Raw genomic sequence first — 18,457 nt, 5'->3', positions numbered from 1 at the left:
TAGAAAACAAAAAACGCCGCCCTTATGGCGACGTTCAAGAGAAGAAGTGCTTGACCCACAGTCCGCGATTAGACAACACGGGCACATCTGGGCCAAATTAGAACCAGAGGATCACCCATGACCGCCACAGCTTTTGCATTTGCGACCGCAGACATGATCCGGTTTGGACGCGGCGAGGCGGCGCGGGCCGTTTCGGCGCTTGCTGGTCTGGGCGGGTCGGTGTTGCTGGTGACAGGGGCGAACCCGGCACGGGCGGAGTGGTTGAAAGCGGAACTAGAGGCCGAAGGCGTAGCCGTCGCCGTGTATTCAGCGGCGAAAGAACCCGATGTCGCGCTGATCGAAGCCGGGGTTGCGAGGGCGCGCGACGCGCAGGTGCAGGCCGTCATCGCCATTGGCGGCGGTGCGGTGATCGATGCAGGCAAGGCCATTGCAGCGCTTGCCCCGGCCACGCGCCCGATGATGGACCATCTGGAGGTGGTGGGCAAAGGCCTGCCGCTGGACGTGGCGCCGCTGCCCTTTGCGGCCCTGCCAACGACATCCGGGACAGGGGCCGAAGTCACGCGCAACGCGGTGATTTCTGTGCCCGATGCGCAGCGCAAGGTTAGCCTGCGTGACCCGCGCATGTTGCCGACACTGGCGATTGTGGACCCTGCATTGACCGACAATTGCCCGCGCGGGGTGACTTTGGCCTCGGGGTTGGATGCGGTCACGCAGGTGATCGAACCTTATCTGTCGTCCAAGGCCAATCCGATGACGGATATGATCTGCCGCGATGCGATCCCCAAAGGGTTGGTGGCGATCCAACAGATCATGGTGGACGAAAACCCCGACGCGCGCGATGCGCTGGCATGGGTGAGCCTGTGCGGTGGCTTGGCTTTGGCCAATTCGGGGCTTGGCGTGGTGCACGGTTTGGCGGGGCCTTTGGGTGGGTTGTCCAACGCGGCGCACGGGGCGATTTGCGGCGCGTTGTTGCCGCATGGTCTGAGGGCCAATGCCGACGCGGGGGGCGACGCGACTTTGATGATCCGCATGGCCGAGGTGCAGGGCTGGATTGCGCAGGCCTTTGGCGGCACACCTGACGATGCGTTCGTCACACTGCACGCGTGGTCGCGTGCTGCGGGTCTGCCGGGGCTGGATGCGCAAGGGATCACAGGTGCGGCACGCGCCAAGGCGGCGCGGGACGCGGTCAGCTCGTCGTCGATGAAGGCGAACCGGGTTGCCCTGACCGAAGTGCAGTTGTTGGACCTGATGGATCGGGCGCGGTGACCGACCCGCACCAGACATGGCATGATGCCGAAGAGGATGCGCGCCACCTCGATATCCTGAGCCACGTCGACAGTGCGCGGATCAGGGCGCCGGATCGTCAGCCACTTCGCGCAGATGGACCCCCAACAAAATCAGCGCCGGCCAGAGCATATAGGCCTGGATCTCGATGTTTTCGCCAAAGGACAAAAGCACCATCGTCATCAAGATGCCCATGGGCAACCTGCCCCTTGGATGGCGTGCGGCGTCATACATCGCAAAAAGTGTGTGCCAGACCAAGGGAATGAGGAATGCCAGAAATCCAACCAGTCCTTTAACGAACAACAGGCCGAACCAAGTGTGATGGCTGCCTATGGGCATGTATTCGACGATATGTGCGCCGGGATGGACGGTTCCGTGACCAAACCAGACGGCGTCGTTTTCCCAGCGTTCCTTAGCGATGCGTTGTAGGGTTTCGCGCACACGGGTGCTGTCGGCGCGTGCCCCCTTGAAGATGGCGACCGCATCTTGTGCCATGGCGACGATGGCAGTGCCCAGAACCGCCATTGACGCTGTCAAAGCAGCCGTTGCATGCCACGCCCATCCGCGCAAAATCAATGGCATCATGCGCGGCGCGATGGTGCAGGCGACCAGCCCCACGAGACCCATGCGGGATTTGGAGGCTAGGATCATCAAAAGCCCCGCTGCCAGTCCCGCGAGCATCCATTTGCGGTCTTTTTCTTCAAGCGCAAACAGCACCATGAGAACGCCCAGCAGGGCTGCAAAAGGTGACCAAGGCGCATAAAATTGCCAGCGCGGTGTCATGCTGGCAGGGTCGTATGTGAAGAAATAGACGGTAAAGTATTCGGGGCCCGGACCGCCAACCGCTTTGAAGGGGGACACGAAAATCCGCTCGGGCAGCCCGATATAGGGCGCGATGATCAGGATCGGAGCGAGAGCCAGTGTCCAGGCGCCGATCACGCATTGCGACCGGATTAGGACTTCTCGACGGATCGGCAGGACTGCGCCGGCGAGGGGAAACAAAACCAGCAAGGCCCAGCCCTTGGCCCAGCCGATGGATGATTTGATCGTCTGTTTTGTCCCGAGAGCCCAGTCAAGGTGCCCTACCCAAAGGGCCACTAGCATGACAAGCATGCCAACGATCCACGCCCAGATCAGCGGAGGAATGCTTCCTGTAGCGCGCAGGTCACTGCGGATGGCTTGGCCAAGATAGAGCGACAGAAACGCGAGCGCGCCAAGTATCCACGCCAGAACGGGACCAACCACATAGAGAGCGCCAACAGCATAGAACGGCCAAGTCAGGATGAGCGTCTTGTAGACGATGCGTTCCGCGGGATTGTTTGGCGTCACGCAGGGTCGCCCGGTTTATTCAGCAGGCGGTTGATGACAGCCGAGCGCATCCACCCGAGTGCAAGGCCGACCAACAGCATGAAGGTCGCGGCGATGCCTGCGGCATAGGCCAATGTGCGGTTCGGAGATGACGGGTTGTATGGCAGCGACGGGTTTTCAAGAACCTGCACCAGCGGGTAAGAGGCATAGACATCCGACTTGGTTGATTGTGACCGAGCGATGGCGGTGGCGAAAACTGCCTCTGCCACGCGGAAATCTCGTTGCAGATCCTGCAAGCGGGCGGCCGGGGCTGCCAGGGCATGCTGGCGGGCAAGTTCTCGTTCGAGCCGCCGTGACAAAGTTTCATGGTGCTGCGCGATCCCGGCGCGTTCGGCATCCATGCGCACAAGCTCTGCCAGAAGATCGGCACGGGCCCCGGCAGGGGCAAGATCGAGCGTGCCAAGATCTGCCATAGTCAATCCGGTGACCTGTTTGGCCTGCTGTAGGGTGGCCGCCTTTGCGGCGGCGTGGGCGGCGCGAGCGTCTTGCACCTTTGGATGACCGTCACCAAAGCGCGATTGCGCCTCGGCAAGACGGGCGGCATGCACGCCGACCTCGTCTGTCAGGGCGATGAATTGGGCATCGGCATAAAGTTTCAGCGTCGCGGCTGCGGCCTTGGCTGGAATACCAAGTGTCGTCTCAAGCGACGCGACACTGTGCGTTTTGTCCTGAAGGGTTGCGGCCAGGTCCTGAACGCGGCTTTCCAACATACGTGTAGCCTCGACGATGGCATTGTATTGATCAACCGACACAAGGCCGCTGTCGTTTTGCAGTTTTGCAATGTCTGCGCGTGTGGTTGCGACTGAGGATTTATAATCGCCGATGGCTGCAAGGCCGCTGTCTTCGCGGGTGGCTTGTTCGTCGGCGCGCAACGCGTCCAGTTCTGCAAAAAATGCTGCGAGAAGGGCATCGCCACGGGCCTGCGCCTCTTCGGCGGTGCCACCTGTGATTTCGAGGTGGATCAGGCTGGTTTGATCAACCAGCCTGATCCTTGGCTGCTCAAATTCACCTCGGCTGAGGTTCATGGATGCCGCCGCAGCCGCGAGGATACGGTCGGCACCGATAAGTCGTTTGTAGGTTTCGGTGGGGCTGACGGAATTGCTTGCGAAAGCCGAACTTGCGTAGGAAGAAGCCTGCCCGATCCCGTTCAGGTTCATGGATGCAGAAGCGCCGGAACCGGGCAGTATGAGAGAGGAACTTGACTTGAACGTGAGTGGTGCCGTGCGCAAATAGCCCGTGATCGGGGCCCAAATGAGCGTGCCTCCGAGGAGGGCAAAAGCTAGGTACCGGGGAAAGCGCCCCATGTCACTGATCCGACCACCCATAAGGATTCGCCGTAGCGAAAGCTGACGGCGCTGCTGCCTGGGGGGTGCTAGAAGTCCAGATTGAGCGGTCTGTTGCAGTGTCATGAGACGCCTCCTTGGCACCATGACTACCGCGACACATCCACAAAAGCTTGCACGCGTATGGATGACAAAAAGGGATTTTTGGAGACGTGCCTACCCGTTGGGATAGGTCAGAACAGACCGGCTTCGCGCGCGATCAATGCGGCCTGCGTTCGGTTCGACGCTTCCAGCTTTCGGTAGAGCGTTTTCATATGCAGTTTGACGGTTGGTTCGGTGATATCAAGATCGCGGGCAATTTCCTTGTTTGACTTGCCTTCGGTCAGCCCTTCCAGAACCTGAAGCTCGCGGGGGGTCAGGCGGTCCGCCAGTGGGTGCGACGTCACTTCCTCAACCGAGGTCATGAAGTCAATCGGCGCATATTGTTCGCCCATCGCCATGAACTTGACCGCGTTGATCATGGATTTTGCCGGCAATGTTTTGGGAACAAACCCGGCTGCGCCAGCTTCGAGCGCCTTTTCCACGATATCGCGTTTTGCAGAGCCAGACAGCAAAGCTACGCGCTGTCCGCCATTCATGGACATGGCCCGCGTGAGGCCGTCCAACCCGTTCATGCCCGGCATGTTCAGATCTAGCAAAACGAGATCGTAGCGTTCGTTTTTTTGGATCATCTGGGTTGCCTCGGTGAAATTGGCCGCCGAGCCGGTGTCCATGTCTCCCTGAGCATTCAGGAACATGACAAGAGTGTCGCGTAGCAAATCGTGGTCGTCGGCAATCAAAACACGCATGGCAGTCTCCTAATATAGTCCGACGGCTACAATGGGATCTGGACAGTTAAACGTCAGAAATCGAGCACAAAAGTGGCAGCGTTCCCATGCTTTGGGGTAATTCCCTAGGCTTCTGGGTAGGTGGGTTAACCAACTGGAGCGACGCCTTTCCCAAAGTCCCTCCAACGTGTCCGTCCGCTCCATTGAGCGCAGTCATGGCCTCAGTCACGTTCGGGGCAACTTTCGATACCTTAGGACTTAAGCCATGAAACATGCAACGTTTACAACTGATTTCGACCTTGCCGAACGTATCGGGGCACCCCGGCTTACGACCAAATTCATTCCTGCTCTGGGTCTTGATCTGGTCGATGCCACGTCCGGCCTTGCCATTCAGGCGCTTCTGGCACCGGGCCGCCGCCGTGCCTTTTTCATGAACGCCCATTGTTGCAACATGCGCCGCCGCGACGTGGCTTACGCTCAGGCCGTGTCTGACGCCGACGTTCTGCTGCCGGATGGCATTGGTGTGGAGCTGGCCGCAAAGATGAGCGGTGCCCGCCTGACCGAGAACCTGAATGGCACCGATTTGGTGCCTGCGCTTCTGGAACGGGCGGCCCGCATGGGCAAATCCGTTTACCTGTTTGGTGGCACGCCCGGAACCGCAAATGCGGCGGCAAACACGCTCATCACTAACATTCCCAACCTGCGTATTGCGGGAACGCGTGATGGCTATGAGGGGGCGCTTGATACCGATGCGGTCATTTCGGACATCAACGAAAGCGGTGCAGACATTGTCCTTGTGGCGCTGGGTGTTCCAGCGCAGGAAATCTGGCTGCATCGCAACGCAGATCGTCTGGACGCATCCCTGACATTGGCTGTCGGCGCATTGTTCGACTTTCTTGCCGGAACTGTTTTGCGTGCCCCCAAGATTGTACGCCGGGCACGTATGGAATGGGTGTGGCGGCTTGCCCAGGAGCCGGGCCGATTGGCCAAACGCTATCTTGCCGGGAACGTGTCTTTCCTTGCACACGCGGCGATGACGCAGTTGTCTCAGCGCTCTTTTGCCGACATGCAGCGCCGGTTTCTGGATGTCACGGTGTCAGCAAGTGCGCTGCTGGTTCTGTCGCCCGTTCTCGTGCTTACGGCGGTTATGATCAAATGCGATAGTCGCGGGCCAGTGTTGTTTCGTCAAACCCGGATTGGACGCGATGGCACACCTTTTACCATGCTGAAATTCCGCTCAATGAGTTCTGATGCGGAGGCGCGGCGTGCAGACCTTTTGAAAAACTCTGACAGGGACGGTGTTTGTTTCAAGTCGCGCAACGATCCGCGTGTGACGCGGGTAGGGCGCTTTATTCGCCGCTTTTCGATCGACGAACTGCCGCAGATCATCAACGTGTTGCGGGGGGACATGGCCATCGTTGGACCACGCCCGGCACTTCCCAGCGAAGTTGCTGCCTATCCCAAGCGTGCTTTGGGCCGGCTGGTGGTCAAGCCGGGGATCACCGGTGTTTGGCAGGTTTCGGGCCGTGCGAATATCGGGTTCGACCAGATGGTGGAAATGGACATCTCCTATGCCTCCTCGCGCAACCTGCTTCTTGATCTTGTTTTGATCATCAAAACGTTTGGTGCCGTCTTCTCGGGGCGTGGCGCCTACTGAATTCTCTCTCTCTCTCTCTCCACAGTCTCTCTCTCGTCCGCTCATCTTGTCTCAATGATACGCCTTTAGAAAAGGAACAAGACCATGACACATATCCGCAAAGCTGTTTTTCCAGTTGCAGGCATGGGCACCCGGTTTTTACCTGCAACCAAGTCCATCCCGAAAGAGATGCTGCCTTTGATTGACCGCCCGTTGATCCAATATGCCGTGGACGAAGCCCGCGCGGCAGGAATTGAGGAATTCATTTTTGTCACTGCCGCAGGCAAAGGCGCATTGGAAGATTATTTCGATACAGCCGCTGCGCTGGAACAGCGGTTGCAGCAAAATGGCAAGACTGCCGCGTTGGCCGCGCTTGAACGCACACGGATGCCCGAAGGGACGCTTTCGTTTGTTCGGCAAAACACCCCACGCGGCCTTGGCCATGCTGTGGGTTTGGCAAAACGGCTTGTCGGGAATGAACCCTTTGCAGTGCTGTTGCCCGATGATGTTATCCGTGCGCCGCACGGGGCCTTGGCGCAGATGGTTGCCGCACATCGTGAAACACGTGGCCACATGGTGGCGACGATGGATGTGCCGCGTGAACAAACCTCGTCCTATGGCATCCTAGATGTTGCGTCCGAAAAGGGCAGGTTGGCACATGCGCGAGGTCTGGTTGAAAAGCCCCGCCCCGATATCGCGCCCTCAACCCAAGCCATCGTTGGACGTTACATTCTTGAGCCGTCGATTTTTGGTCGGTTGGCAAATCTTGGTCCGGGCGCAGGCGGGGAATTGCAGCTTACCGATGCGATCAATGCCGATCTCCCGGATGTAGGGGTCAACGGCTACCGTTTTGAAGGCGAGCGTTTTGATTGTGGTTCGGTGCAGGGCTTCGTCCAAGCGACCGTAGCGTTCGTCATGGATCGCCCCGAACTGCGGGACGCGTTCTGCATGTTCATGGCAGACCGGACCGCGCCCCTGCGCAACGTTGCTTAACCACAAAACCTATCCAACTGGCGCGGCACCCTATCCGAAAGGATAGGGTGCTATCCGTTTAACCCAGTGTGTCGAAGCCGATTTTTGTGGCATCTTTCAATTCTGTGATTTGAGGAATCCCAACGATGTACCGAGTTTTTTACACTGCTGCCATTTTTGTATCTATGTCGTTGGCACCGGCGTGGGCGCAAAGCCTTAATGCGCCGCAGGGGGACGTGATCCTTACTGTCAACGGGTCGATTGACACCACCAACGTGGATGAGACAGCGCAGTTCGATCTTGAGATGCTTCAAGCCTTGGAAAGTACCACAATCGAAACCGCAACGATCTGGACCGAAGGCACAAAGACCTTTCAGGGCGTGACGCTTGCCGATCTCGTGGCGCTTTTGGGGGTTAAGGGAACAACGTTGCGCGCCACTGCGATCAACGATTATGCCGTTGAAATCCCAGTGTCGGACGCGGTCCAGGATGGGCCGATCGTGGCCTATCTCTTGGACGGCGATACGATGTCCGTCCGTGATAAAGGACCGCTCTGGATCATCTACCCCTTTGATAGCAATTCCAGCTATCGCACCGAAGTAATTTACTCTCGGAGCATCTGGCAACTCGACCGCATTGAGGCTGTCGAGTAGACCTTTCGGCGACATTGCCTTTGCAAATAATGCATAGGTTGCTTCGCCAAAGAGGGGCCACATGCTGAAGTTGCAGAAATCGCCGATGCGGGCACAGATCATGATCTGGCTTGTGCTTGCAATGGTTGGCTTTGTTGCAATCGTCTTCATGTCGGTGAATGTGGCGCGAGATTTGCGCCTGTTGAATTCAGCCAATTCGGACAATGTCCAGTGGTCTCTGTCGCAGGCCGAGGTCGAGTTTCTTGAATACGAACTGCACCTTTTTCAGGCGGTTCAAGAAGATCGTCCCCGCCTGCGCGATCTGCGACGTAGGTTCGATATCTTCTACAGCCGGATCGACACGCTGCGGGACTCTGCGATTTACGAGGGCCTACGTGGTCAGGATGAATTCGCGTCAAACCTAGGGCTGATTCATGCGTTTCTCTTGCGCTCAATCGCGGACATCGACTCACAAGATGCCGACCTGACCGAAGCTTTGCCGCAGCTTTTGGAAAGTGCGGACCGTATCCGGGCGAATGTTCGGGCATTGTCAAACTCTGGTTTGAACTATTTCGCCGAAAATTCGGACATGCGTCGCAGCAATGTCGCAATAACCCTGACACAAATGGCGGCCGTGGTGACGTTGCTGCTTTTGGCGCTGCTGTGTTTGTCGATCTATCTCAACTATTTGAACGGTGTGAACCTGCGCCGTCGGACCGAGGCCATCGAAGCCGGCAAGCGGATGAAGATCGTGACGGGAACTGCGCTTGATGCTGTGATCGTCAGCGACTCAGAGGGACGTATTCTCGACTTTAATGCAGCAGCAGAGCATATTTTTGGATATTCTGCTGCCTTTGCCATTGGGCGCAACCTTGCTGATCTGATTATCCCGGACCATCATTTTGATGCCCACAACGCCGGCATGGATCGCATGCGCCACGGCGGCGAGAAACGTGTGGTGGGCAAGGGGCGCGTGAAGCTTGACGCCAAGCGCGCGTCGGGCAAGGTGTTTCCCGTTGAGCTGGCGATCCAGACGGCAGAGACGGACGAGGGCAATGTGTTCATCGCCTTCTTGCGGGACATTTCGCACCGCGTTCAGGCCGAGCAGGATCTGGTTGCGGCGCGTGATCGCGCGTTGGCTGGAGAAAAGGCAAAGACTGATTTTCTGGCGACGATGAGCCATGAAATTCGAACGCCTTTGAATGGCTTGCTTGGCAACCTGTCGCTACTGCGTGACACCAAACTGACCGCGAAACAGGCGCGGTATATCAAGAACATGGACACGTCAGGAAAGCTTTTGATGAGTCACATTTCGGATGTTCTGGATATCACCAAATATGATGCGGGAATGCTGCGGATTCGGCCTGTTGCCATGAATATCAGCACGCTCTTGCAAGATATTATCGACAATCAAAGCGGCGCTGCATCTGCCAATGACACCAGTCTGCAATGGGGGTGGGAGGGGCCATCTACGGACTGGGTCATGGCAGACCGGGACAGGTTGCAACACGTGTTGATGAATATCATCGGCAATGCCGTTAAATTTACGAGGGGTGGCAACGTCAAGGTTGTCGCCACGACCAATGACGCCCAGAGGGAAGCACCAAGACTAAAGATCTCGGTCAGCGACACAGGCGTTGGCATCGATCCGCAGATTATGGCGCAGATATTTGATGATTTTATGACCGGTGACAGTTCATATGACCGTGATGTTGGTGGAACGGGGCTTGGGCTGGGCATCGCGCAGCGGTTTGTCAAAGCTCTGGGCGGCACGATCGAAGTTGCAAGCGAGCCGGGCAAAGGCAGCACGTTCGATATTCATCTGCCCATTGTTCCGGTGGCGGCACCCTTGGTGATCGAGAAACAGCAAACAGATGCCGTTACAGGGAAAACCAGCCATATCCTTTTGGTAGAAGACAACGAAATCAACCGCGTCGTGGCCCGCGAAATGCTTATCGCGGCAGGTCATCGCGTGACCGAAGCGCATAATGGCCGGATCGCCGTGGATCTGGCGCATGAACAGGAATTTGCGTTGATCCTTATGGATATCAGCATGCCTGTTTTGGACGGTCGCGGGGCAACACGGGAAATCCGGTCCGGCAAGGGCGCGTCGGCAACGACCCCGATTGTCGCCCTGACAGCGAACGCAATGGCCGACGAACAGCAGGCGTATCTAGTAGACGGGATGAATGACATCCTGACAAAACCATTAACTCGTGAGGCTCTTTTGCAAATTGTATCCGACCAGGTTGGCCTTCCAACCAAAGCCAAGCCGGGAGTGCCGGAAATCAAGAATGTGGTAGCCCTGAGCTATATAGAAGAACTTCGTGACGGCTTGGGCGTGACGGCGCTCCAGGTCTTTCTGGAACGCTTTGTTAATGAGGTTGATGAAACGCTGGACGCCTTGCGCGACTTTGAAGCCCTTGGCCTTGCCGAAACGGCTGCCTGTGCGCATAAAATTTCTGGAAGCGCTGCTACGATGGGCGCGGTGGAGCTTCGGTCTGCGCTGATCCGGGTTGAAAATGCCGCCAAGCAGGGCGATCTTGAGGCAACACGAACCGCATTGGGTGCCTTGCCACATGTCTGGTCTGTTACACGCCCGCTGATGCTGGCGGAGCGTCAAAAGTGCGAAAGCATGGCGTCCAACGACTAAAGCGTGGTGGCCAAGGTAAATCCAAGGATACCAAGAACCCTGCCGACTTCTCCGACATTGGTGACAGTGCTGTCGTAACAGGCAAGCGCGTCACCGGGCAGCAGAAATGGATCATAATCATCGCGGTCAGCGCGGCGTATCAGGTCTTCTATACTCCGTTCGACCACAACCGAAATGCCCGTTACCGGGTTGCGCGAAAACAGCACGGCAGATCTATCACCGCTGCTAGCCCGTGCGCCGCCGACGCAATTGGCCGAGATAACCGCTTGCAGATACCGCGTTCCGTACGGCACTTCACGGACGTCGCGGCCAATGCCTGCGGGCGCGTTGCCACCTGCGGGCTGAGTGAGGTTTGACAAAAACAGGGAGATGCCCGGAGGGCTGATCGGGCTGGGACGCATCAGCTCTTCCTGGAAACAGTCTCGGCTTGGCACTGTCACCTCGTCACCTGTCAGGAGCATGATGTCTGAGGCATTTCGACCTTCGAACACGCCGCGCATATCCAATGTATAGAGTCTTCCATTGCGGCGCACTTCTATGGCCGAAATATCGGCATCGGGTCGAACACCGCCCGCAGATCGCAGGGCGACGGACAGGTTGCGGCCTTCTCCGGCCGCGCCAAGGGCCTCTTGCCTACGGCTATCCACTTGATCGCCGGGCACCCCGCCAATTTCGGAAGCACGCGGTTCAAAGACTGCGCCGGATACACCGATACTCACCGATGCATAATCTGCAACGCGCACAGACACGCGTGGTTGGTCAGCAAAAAAGTCCAGCGATACAAGTTGATTGGCGATGTCCGCTTCGATGGCGTCCGTGCTGCGTCCCTGCGCCCGGATTGGTGACAGGAATGGCAGCTTGAGTGTCCCGTCCCGAGACACGACATAATCCCCATTGAAAGTTTCGTCATCTCCGACGCGGATATTCACCAAGTCGTTGCGCGACAGCCGCTCACCGCGCAGGGCTTGTGCTGCAAGGCCGTCGGTTTTGCCAGCGACACCACCGCGCGGGGGTCTGCACTTGCTTGCATTGATCTGGGCCGAGCGCAGTAGATTGGCAGCATTTCGGGTGACATCCGGGGCGCGGTATTGAGCCTGGTATCCGGCACCTGTTGCAACGGGTTCAAGGTTGCCTGGCGTTTCAAACCCCGCGCAGTTCCCTAGCGCAAGAGTGGCGATCAGCACGGCCCCGAATTTCAACCTAAGACCCATGGATGGACATGCCCTGTCACCTGCGATTGTTGCTTTGATATTCAAACAATCCCTGCGGGTCGAGGGGATGTTGCCCTGAACGACCTATCCTTTCGGATATGGTGTCATCCCTTTGCGACATGGTCCTCTCCGGGGGGGACCGAGACGGGGCCGAGGCTGGTCCGCTAGAAATTGTCTATCTGCCCGGATCGGATCGTTTCAATGTTTGCCTCCTTCAAGACCTCGCGGATTGCGCAGAACCTCTTTGCCTACGGGGCATCCGAGGTCGCTGCAAAGCTGTCGCGCCTGCTTGTGGTGGTTGTCGTTGCGCGGTCCCTTGATCTGGCGCAGATCGGCGTTGCGGCGGCTGCTTTGGCGGCTGCGGATATTCTCAAGTCATTGACCGAGAACGGGGTGGGGCAAAAGATCATTGCCGCACGCGAGGAAGATCTTCCTCAGACCTGTGCTGCAGCACACCGCATTTTCTGGGTGTGGTGCGTCGGACTTTTTCTTGCACAGGCGGGGGTCGGGTTTGCGCTTTTTGCCGCTGGAGCCAGCCTTGAGCTGTTGCTGCTGATCTTAATTCTTGCCGGTGAATATTTGTTCATGCCCGCGGGTCTTGTTCAGACGGCTTTGGCAATGCGTGCCGGCAAGTTGCGCCAAACTGCCACGATCACCGGCGCGCAAAGCGTCGGCGCGAACTTGATGTCCGCTGGTCTGGCGCTGTTCTGGCCCTCTGCGCTTGCGCTGGTTTTGCCGCGGTTGCTTACGGCCCCGTTCTGGCTGATTGCGATGCGCAGGCTGCATCCCTGGACAATTGACCTGAGTAAGGGTCGCGCCCCATTGCGCCCATTTGTCAAGTTTGGTTGGGCGGTTCTGGGTGTCGAACTGATCAAGGCGATGCGCATGCAGGCCGATAAGATCATTGTTGGCACGTTGTTGGGGGCCGAAGCGCTTGGTCTTTACTTCATGGCATTCAACGCGGGTCTGAGCCTTGCCAATTCCTTTTCCGTTGCCTTCTCGACCGTTCTGTTCCCGCATCTGTGCGCACAAGATGATAAGTCGTTTGCGCTCCGTCAGAGCCTTGTTCTTGCGATGTCGCTGATCACACCTGCCGTGGTCCTGCAAGCGATCCTTGCTCCGTACTACGTACCCATTTTGTTGGGCGATGGCTGGGACGGGTTGGATCAGATCGTGTCGATCCTGTGCCTTGTTGCTATTCCCACAACGCTTTGGTCTGCCACTGCGGGCTGGCTGCGGGCCACCGACCGGGCGCACCGGGAATTCTGGGTCACCGCCGTGATGACGATTGCCCTGATGGCAAACACCGCGCTGCTAAGCCCATACGGCCTGACAGCTATCGCAACCGGCTATGCCGTCATTGCCACCGTGGTCATGGTTGGCGCTTCACTTCCCGCGCTGATCTTCGCCTTCGGCCGACCGCTTGCAAGGATTTGACCCATGACGACGTTTTCAATCGTGCTGCCGTGCTACAATGCCGAGACCACACTGCTCCAAACCTTGGAAAGTCTCCGGGGACAGACGTTTTCGAACTGGGAAGCCATCTGTGTGGATGACGGGTCAACCGACGGTACCCGTAAGCTGATTCAGGCCGCCTCCATCGTTGATGCCCGTATTCGATTGGTCCGCAACCCCGGCAAAGGGCCAAGTGCGGCGCGGAATTTCGGTGCATTTTCCAGCACTGGCGCCATCATTGCGTTTTGCGATGCAGATGACATCTGGATGCCCACAAAGCTGGCTGAACTGGTCAAGACCTTTGTCGACCCAGCCGTTGACGGTGCCTATGGCCAAATCGGCTTTTTCAAACACACGCCGTCGGATGCGACAGTTTTCTCGACTGTGCCGTCAGGCGATTTGTCGATTGACCTGCTGTTGGGGGAAAACCCGGTTTGCACCATGTCCAATCTTGCGCTGCGGCGCGGTGCGTTCAAGGCCACGGGCGGGTTCGACACATCGATGGTTCATAACGAAGATCTCGAATGGCTGATCCGGCTGGTGGGCGGTAGCGCGCGGGTTATCGGTGTCGCGTCGCTTCATACGATGTACCGCACAAGTGTCGGCGGGCTTTCGACCGATCTGAGCGCAATGAGCGCGGGGCGCATTCGTGCCATTGAAACCGCAGCGCGGTTCGGGATGTCCCCCAGTGCGCGGAGCCACGCCATCCATCATCGCTATCTGGCGCGCCGCGCGTTGCGCCTTGGTGAAACACGCACGTTGGCGCTGCGCCATGCCATCGCGGGACTGGCCCACAGCCCATCTGGTTTCTTCTCTCCTCTCCGCCGCGGTGCTCTGACCCTTTTGGGGTCACTTGGAGCCCTGTTTTTGCCACGTACCACTTGCCAATCTCTCTTCTCGTAGTCCCTCACTCCGGAGTTCGTCATGACCTTTGCCTCGATCATTGTTCCCGCCTTCAACGTTCAAAGCACGATCAAGGAGACTTTGTTTGCGTTGCTCGCGCAGACCTATCCACATTTTGAGATCATCATTGTCGATGACGGATCGACGGATGAAACAGCGCATATCGCCCGGTCGTTCGAAGACGGTAAAAAGGTGCGGGTGATCCGACAGGTCAATCGTGGTCTGGCCGGGGCCCGCAACAGTGGCATTGCAGCGGCGCGGGGCGATGTGATCGGGTTCTGCGACGCTGATGACCTATGGGTGCCAGCAAAACTGGCATCGCATATCGCGCATTTTGATGCGAACCCGCATGTTGGCATCAGTTATTCAGGCTCGGCCCTGATTAACAACCGAGGCGACCTTTTGGGAGCGGCGCAACGTCCGCGTTTGAAGAACGTGGATGCCGCGCTGATCTTCAAGCGCAATCCAATTGGCAATGGTTCTGCGGTCGTTCTGCGCCGCGCGGTGTTTGATGCAATCGCCTACCGTCCACAGCACGAGACCCAGCGCGATTGGTATTTTGATGAAACCTTCCGGCAATCCGAAGACATCGAGTGCTGGTTGCGGATTGCTTTGTCCACCGAGTGGGTTTTTGAAGGGGTTGCGGGGCTTTTGACACATTACAGGATCAGCGCTGGTGGGCTGTCCGCGGCAACAGATCGGCAGCTGGCGGCGTGGGAACGCATGATCACCAAGCTTGAAATGATCAACCCGGCGTTCTTTGTTGTGAACACGCCGGATGCGCGGGCCTACCAGCTGCGCTATCTGAGCCGTCGGGCGATCAGTAGTCTGGACGCGCCGCGCGCATTGGCCTTCACGCGGGCGTGGCTAGCGGAATCCCGCACCCCGCTGATCGAGGAACCTGTCAAATCGGTTGTGACCCTTGCGGCGACCATGGCCTTATCGATGGTCGGTCGTGCGACGTTGCGAAAAGCGGTGTCTTTTGTGTCCCGTGGCCGTCGGGTCGGAGCCCCGGTATGACCCAGCCGCGCATCGTGCATCTGGTGGATGACACCACCGCAGGTGGGGTGATGCGGGTTCTGGATCATATTCTGACCGCCCCCGCAATGGCGCAAACTGGCCTGCACAGCCGTGTCTGTGTCGCGCGGGGTCGGGTGTCTTTGCAAAGGGTACATGCGGATGTGGTCGTGTCGCATCTTGCGATCAGCTGGCGCGCTTTGCCGATGCTCGTTGCGCTTCGGGTGCGGCACCCAACGACGCCGATTGTCCATGTGGAACACAGCTACACCGAAGGGTTCGTGCGCGCCAATGTTGCCAATGTCCGGCGCTTTGGCGTGTTGTTGAAGACAGCCTACCGCCTGTTCAATCGGGTTGTCGCCGTCAGCAAGGCGCAGGGCAGGTGGCTTGTCCAAAGCGGTGCCGTCCGGCCATCTGCACTGAAGGTAATCCAGTCTTGCGTAGAGCTTTCTGCCTTTCGCGCTTTGAGGCCTGCGCGGCCGCAGGTGCGCGTTATCGGCGCGATTGGACGGCTGGACCGCCAAAAAGGCTTTGACACGCTAATCACCGCATTTCGGGGCATCACAGATGCCTGCATTGAACTGCACATTTTTGGAGAAGGAGACGAAATGGACACGCTGCGAAACCTTGCGGGCAATGATCCGCGTATTCGTTTTATGGGGTTCAGCAAGGATCCGGTGGCCGCCATGGCTGGTGTGGATGCCGTTGCGATGCCCTCGGTCTGGGAAGCATATGGGCTTGTTGCCATCGAAACTTTGGCTGCGGGGCGTGCTTTGCTTGTCAACAATGTTGATGGATTGACCGACCATGTTCCCCACGGCGCACGCGTTGTCTGGGATGCCCAGCCGACGACCTGGCAAAAGGCGCTTGGCCGCCTGATCACCCGGCGGCGACCGGCAAAGATAAAAACCCTATCGCGTGAGGCCTATGAAGATGCGTTTGCTGCCCAATGGCGACAAATGCTGGACGATGTTATGCGCGAAGAATTTGCGCATAAGCCGGTGCCTGCGTTAGCCTGACGGTCAGAGTGAAGAAGACTGTGTAAAGCGCTTACGCCGTGAACAGTGCTCTGTAGTTTGTCGGCGTCTGTCCCCGTGCTGCGCGGAAGCGTTTGGAAAAATGTGACGGGTTAATGAACCCCAAGCGGTACCCTATTTCAGACACCGGCAACTGAGTGAAAGCAAGCAGGCGGCAGGCCTCCTGCATCCTTCGTTGCTCAATATAAGTCGCTGCTCCATGCCCGGTTGCGGTGCGGCACATACGGCTCAGATGGCCGGTGCTCAGCGACAAAGCCTTGGCAAAATCGGACGCGGACCACCCCGTTGACAGGTTTTGCGCGATCAACTCATCCAGTGCGAACAACCGGCTGTGTTTTGGCATCTGGTCTGGTGCGACATCCGATATAGATATATCGGCAAGATGCGCGAGCACGGAATGTGCCATACCCATGATTTGTTGTGCGCGAAAGGGACCGCTGCCGCCAGCGATATCGTCCAGCATTTGCGTCATCTGCTTAAGCGAGGCGTCTACAGATCCCGCAAAGGGGCGCGACAGAGCGGATGCGACTTGATCTGTGCTGGGCGACACGGTGCGCACGACACTGACCGGATATGAAAAGATCTTGCCCTGAGAGCCGGGTTTAAAGACAAATTCATGCACGCAATGCTCTGGTATATAAAGAAAATTTTTCTTCCCTATCACGTGATTTTCATCATCTGTCCGCGCCTCTATCCTGCCGGTCTTTACCATAAACAATTGCGACATCTGGCTGTGGCGATGCGGCAGGATGCGCCAATCATGGATCGGCGCACGAACGGAAAAATCCTCAATATGGATCACGTCCGGGAATTGGTCATGTTCGCCATATAATGCGAATGCGGGAATGATGTTTTGCACACTCATGCTCGATAAATACCATTGATGGATCTGTGTGGCCATTCTCGGATGCAGGTTTTCGGCCTATCCCTGTTGCTGGTCTTGGGGAGGAACGCTGTCATGAAAACGGAAGTTGCCATCATCGGTGGTGGGCCGTCGGGTCTGCTGTTGTCGCAGATCTTGAACCGTGCAGGTGTTGCGACGGTGGTGCTTGAGCGATCTTCGCGCGAACATGTTCTGTCGCGTATCCGGGCAGGGGTGCTTGAGGCGGGAACAGTTACGATGCTGCGCGAGGCGGGGATCGGCGACCGCATGGACCGCGAAGGCCACCCGCATGAGGGCTGTTTTCTGACCGATGATGACTTGATGGTCCGGATCAATTTCAAAGACCTGACCGGCGCTTCGGTCATGGTGTACGGCCAGACCGAAGTCACCCGCGATCTGTACACAGCGCAGGACGCGCTTGGCGCGACCATTGTGCACGGTGTCGAAGACGTGGTGATCCAGGATGCCTACAGCGATGCGCCCTATGTCGAATACACGCTGGACGGCACGCGCATGCGTCTTGACTGTATGTATGTGGCGGGGTGTGATGGCTTTCACGGGATCAGCCGCAAGACCATCCCTGCGCATATACGCCGCGAATTCGAACGGGTGTATCCCTTTGGATGGCTGGGCGTTCTGTCGCGTACTCGTCCGGCGCATGAGGAACTGATCTATGCCAATTCCGCGAACGGTTTTGCACTGGCTTCGATGCGCAACCAAACCCTAAGCCGGTATTACGTGCAGGTGCCGCTGACCGACAAGGTCGCGGATTGGAGCGATGCGCGCTTTTGGAACAAGCTGAGATCGTGCCTGCCATCTGATGTGGCGGACAGCATGGAAACCGGGCCCTCGATTGAGAAGTCCATCGCCCCGCTGCGGTCCTTTGTGAGCGAGCCGTTGCGCTGGGGGCGGCTGTTTCTTGTCGGGGATGCGGCGCATATCGTGCCGCCGACCGGGGCAAAGGGGCTTAATCTGGCAGTGTCGGATGTGCATTACCTGCACCAAGCCCTGATCGATGTCCTGAAAAAGGGCGACGCAACTGGCATTGACGCCTATTCCGAACGCGCGCTGCTGCGGATTTGGAAGGCGATGCGGTTCAGCTGGCAGATGACCACAATGCTGCACCAGTTTGACGGCGAAGACAGCTTTGCCGCGCAGATGCGCAAGGCCACATTGCGGCATTTGTCCCAGTCCGAGACGGCGCGGCGCGATCTGGCGGAAAACTATATCGGATTGCCGTTCTAGGTGTCTGGGACTGTGGGCCGTAGCGCCTCGGCAAGAGTGCTGCGCAAGTTT

The 18,457-nt window shown here is 57.9% G+C and carries 15 protein-coding genes; 10 read left to right on the top strand and 5 right to left on the bottom strand.

The features are described from left to right. Positions 1 to 117: 117 nt before the first annotated feature. On the top strand, positions 118 to 1,266 hold the full coding sequence (locus ACSHXH_RS13775) for an iron-containing alcohol dehydrogenase (protein ID WP_435672383.1): 1,149 nt from the start codon (positions 118 to 120) through the stop codon (positions 1,264 to 1,266). A gap of 81 nt (positions 1,267 to 1,347) precedes the next feature. Here the strand turns inward: ACSHXH_RS13775 and ACSHXH_RS13770 are convergent, their stop codons facing one another. The 3 genes from ACSHXH_RS13770 to ACSHXH_RS13760 form a co-directional block, all read right to left on the bottom strand. After that, complete coding sequence (locus ACSHXH_RS13770; protein ID WP_435672382.1) at positions 1,348 to 2,613, bottom strand: O-antigen ligase family protein; 1,266 nt, start codon at positions 2,611 to 2,613, stop codon at positions 1,348 to 1,350. Next, a complete protein-coding gene (locus ACSHXH_RS13765; protein ID WP_435672381.1) occupies positions 2,610 to 3,809 on the bottom strand; it encodes a hypothetical protein in 1,200 nt (399 codons plus the stop codon). Before ACSHXH_RS13765 ends, ACSHXH_RS13770 begins: the two co-directional genes overlap by 4 nt. Before the next feature lie 359 nt (positions 3,810 to 4,168). After that, on the bottom strand, positions 4,169 to 4,783 hold the full coding sequence (locus ACSHXH_RS13760) for a response regulator transcription factor (protein WP_435672380.1): 615 nt from the start codon (positions 4,781 to 4,783) through the stop codon (positions 4,169 to 4,171). A 244-nt stretch (positions 4,784 to 5,027) separates the two neighbouring features. On the opposite strand from ACSHXH_RS13760, the gene ACSHXH_RS13755 reads away from it, so the two are divergent. The 4 genes from ACSHXH_RS13755 (at position 5,028) to ACSHXH_RS13740 (ending at position 10,655) form a co-directional block, all read left to right on the top strand. Then, complete coding sequence (locus tag ACSHXH_RS13755; RefSeq protein ID WP_435672379.1) at positions 5,028 to 6,419, top strand: WecB/TagA/CpsF family glycosyltransferase; 1,392 nt, start codon at positions 5,028 to 5,030, stop codon at positions 6,417 to 6,419. Positions 6,420 to 6,503: 84 nt separating this feature from the next. After that, positions 6,504 to 7,391, top strand: a complete 888-nt coding sequence (locus tag ACSHXH_RS13750) for a UTP--glucose-1-phosphate uridylyltransferase (protein ID WP_435672378.1) — start codon at positions 6,504 to 6,506, stop codon at positions 7,389 to 7,391. A 164-nt stretch (positions 7,392 to 7,555) separates the two neighbouring features. Continuing rightward, positions 7,556 to 8,023: an oxidoreductase gene (locus tag ACSHXH_RS13745; RefSeq protein ID WP_435672377.1), complete on the top strand. Its 468-nt coding sequence runs from the start codon at positions 7,556 to 7,558 to the stop codon at positions 8,021 to 8,023. A 61-nt stretch (positions 8,024 to 8,084) separates the two neighbouring features. Beyond that, on the top strand, positions 8,085 to 10,655 hold the full coding sequence (locus ACSHXH_RS13740; RefSeq protein WP_435672376.1) for an ATP-binding protein: 2,571 nt from the start codon (positions 8,085 to 8,087) through the stop codon (positions 10,653 to 10,655). Here the strand turns inward: ACSHXH_RS13740 and ACSHXH_RS13735 are convergent. Next, complete coding sequence (locus ACSHXH_RS13735; RefSeq protein WP_435672375.1) at positions 10,652 to 11,866, bottom strand: polysaccharide biosynthesis/export family protein; 1,215 nt, start codon at positions 11,864 to 11,866, stop codon at positions 10,652 to 10,654. The genes ACSHXH_RS13740 and ACSHXH_RS13735 overlap by 4 nt on opposite strands. A 201-nt stretch (positions 11,867 to 12,067) precedes the next feature. On the opposite strand from ACSHXH_RS13735, the gene ACSHXH_RS13730 reads away from it, so the two are divergent. The 4 genes from ACSHXH_RS13730 to ACSHXH_RS13715 are packed head-to-tail and all read left to right on the top strand — an operon-like array spanning position 12,068 to position 16,260. Further along, positions 12,068 to 13,303 carry an oligosaccharide flippase family protein gene (locus tag ACSHXH_RS13730; protein WP_435672374.1) on the top strand — a complete coding sequence of 412 codons (1,236 nt, stop codon included), beginning with the start codon at positions 12,068 to 12,070 and terminating at the stop codon, positions 13,301 to 13,303. 3 nt (positions 13,304 to 13,306) lie between these two features. Then, positions 13,307 to 14,224, top strand: coding sequence for a glycosyltransferase family 2 protein (locus ACSHXH_RS13725; RefSeq protein ID WP_435672373.1), 918 nt, complete (start codon positions 13,307 to 13,309; stop codon positions 14,222 to 14,224). 21 nt (positions 14,225 to 14,245) lie between these two features. Next, on the top strand, positions 14,246 to 15,244 hold the full coding sequence (locus ACSHXH_RS13720) for a glycosyltransferase family 2 protein (RefSeq protein ID WP_435672372.1): 999 nt from the start codon (positions 14,246 to 14,248) through the stop codon (positions 15,242 to 15,244). Beyond that, on the top strand, positions 15,241 to 16,260 hold the full coding sequence (locus ACSHXH_RS13715; RefSeq protein WP_435672371.1) for a glycosyltransferase: 1,020 nt from the start codon (positions 15,241 to 15,243) through the stop codon (positions 16,258 to 16,260). The genes ACSHXH_RS13720 and ACSHXH_RS13715 overlap by 4 nt, the downstream gene beginning before the upstream one ends. A gap of 31 nt (positions 16,261 to 16,291) precedes the next feature. Here the strand turns inward: ACSHXH_RS13715 and ACSHXH_RS13710 are convergent, their stop codons facing one another. Next, the gene (locus tag ACSHXH_RS13710; RefSeq protein ID WP_435672370.1) at positions 16,292 to 17,179 is read right to left on the bottom strand and encodes an AraC family transcriptional regulator; all 888 of its coding nucleotides are present in this window, start codon (positions 17,177 to 17,179) and stop codon (positions 16,292 to 16,294) included. Between the two features lie 57 nt (positions 17,180 to 17,236). Here ACSHXH_RS13710 and pobA point away from each other — a divergent pair, with 57 nt between their 5' ends. Next, positions 17,237 to 18,406, top strand: coding sequence for a 4-hydroxybenzoate 3-monooxygenase (gene pobA, locus ACSHXH_RS13705; RefSeq protein WP_435672369.1), 1,170 nt, complete (start codon positions 17,237 to 17,239; stop codon positions 18,404 to 18,406). The last annotated feature ends 51 nt before the right edge of the window (positions 18,407 to 18,457 follow it).

It is taken from the genome of Marivita sp. (assembly GCF_051251565.1).
Lineage (GTDB): Bacteria > Pseudomonadota > Alphaproteobacteria > Rhodobacterales > Rhodobacteraceae > Marivita.
The sequence above is the reverse complement of the archived record's forward strand: the minus strand, read 5'-3'. Positions and strand labels throughout refer to the sequence as shown.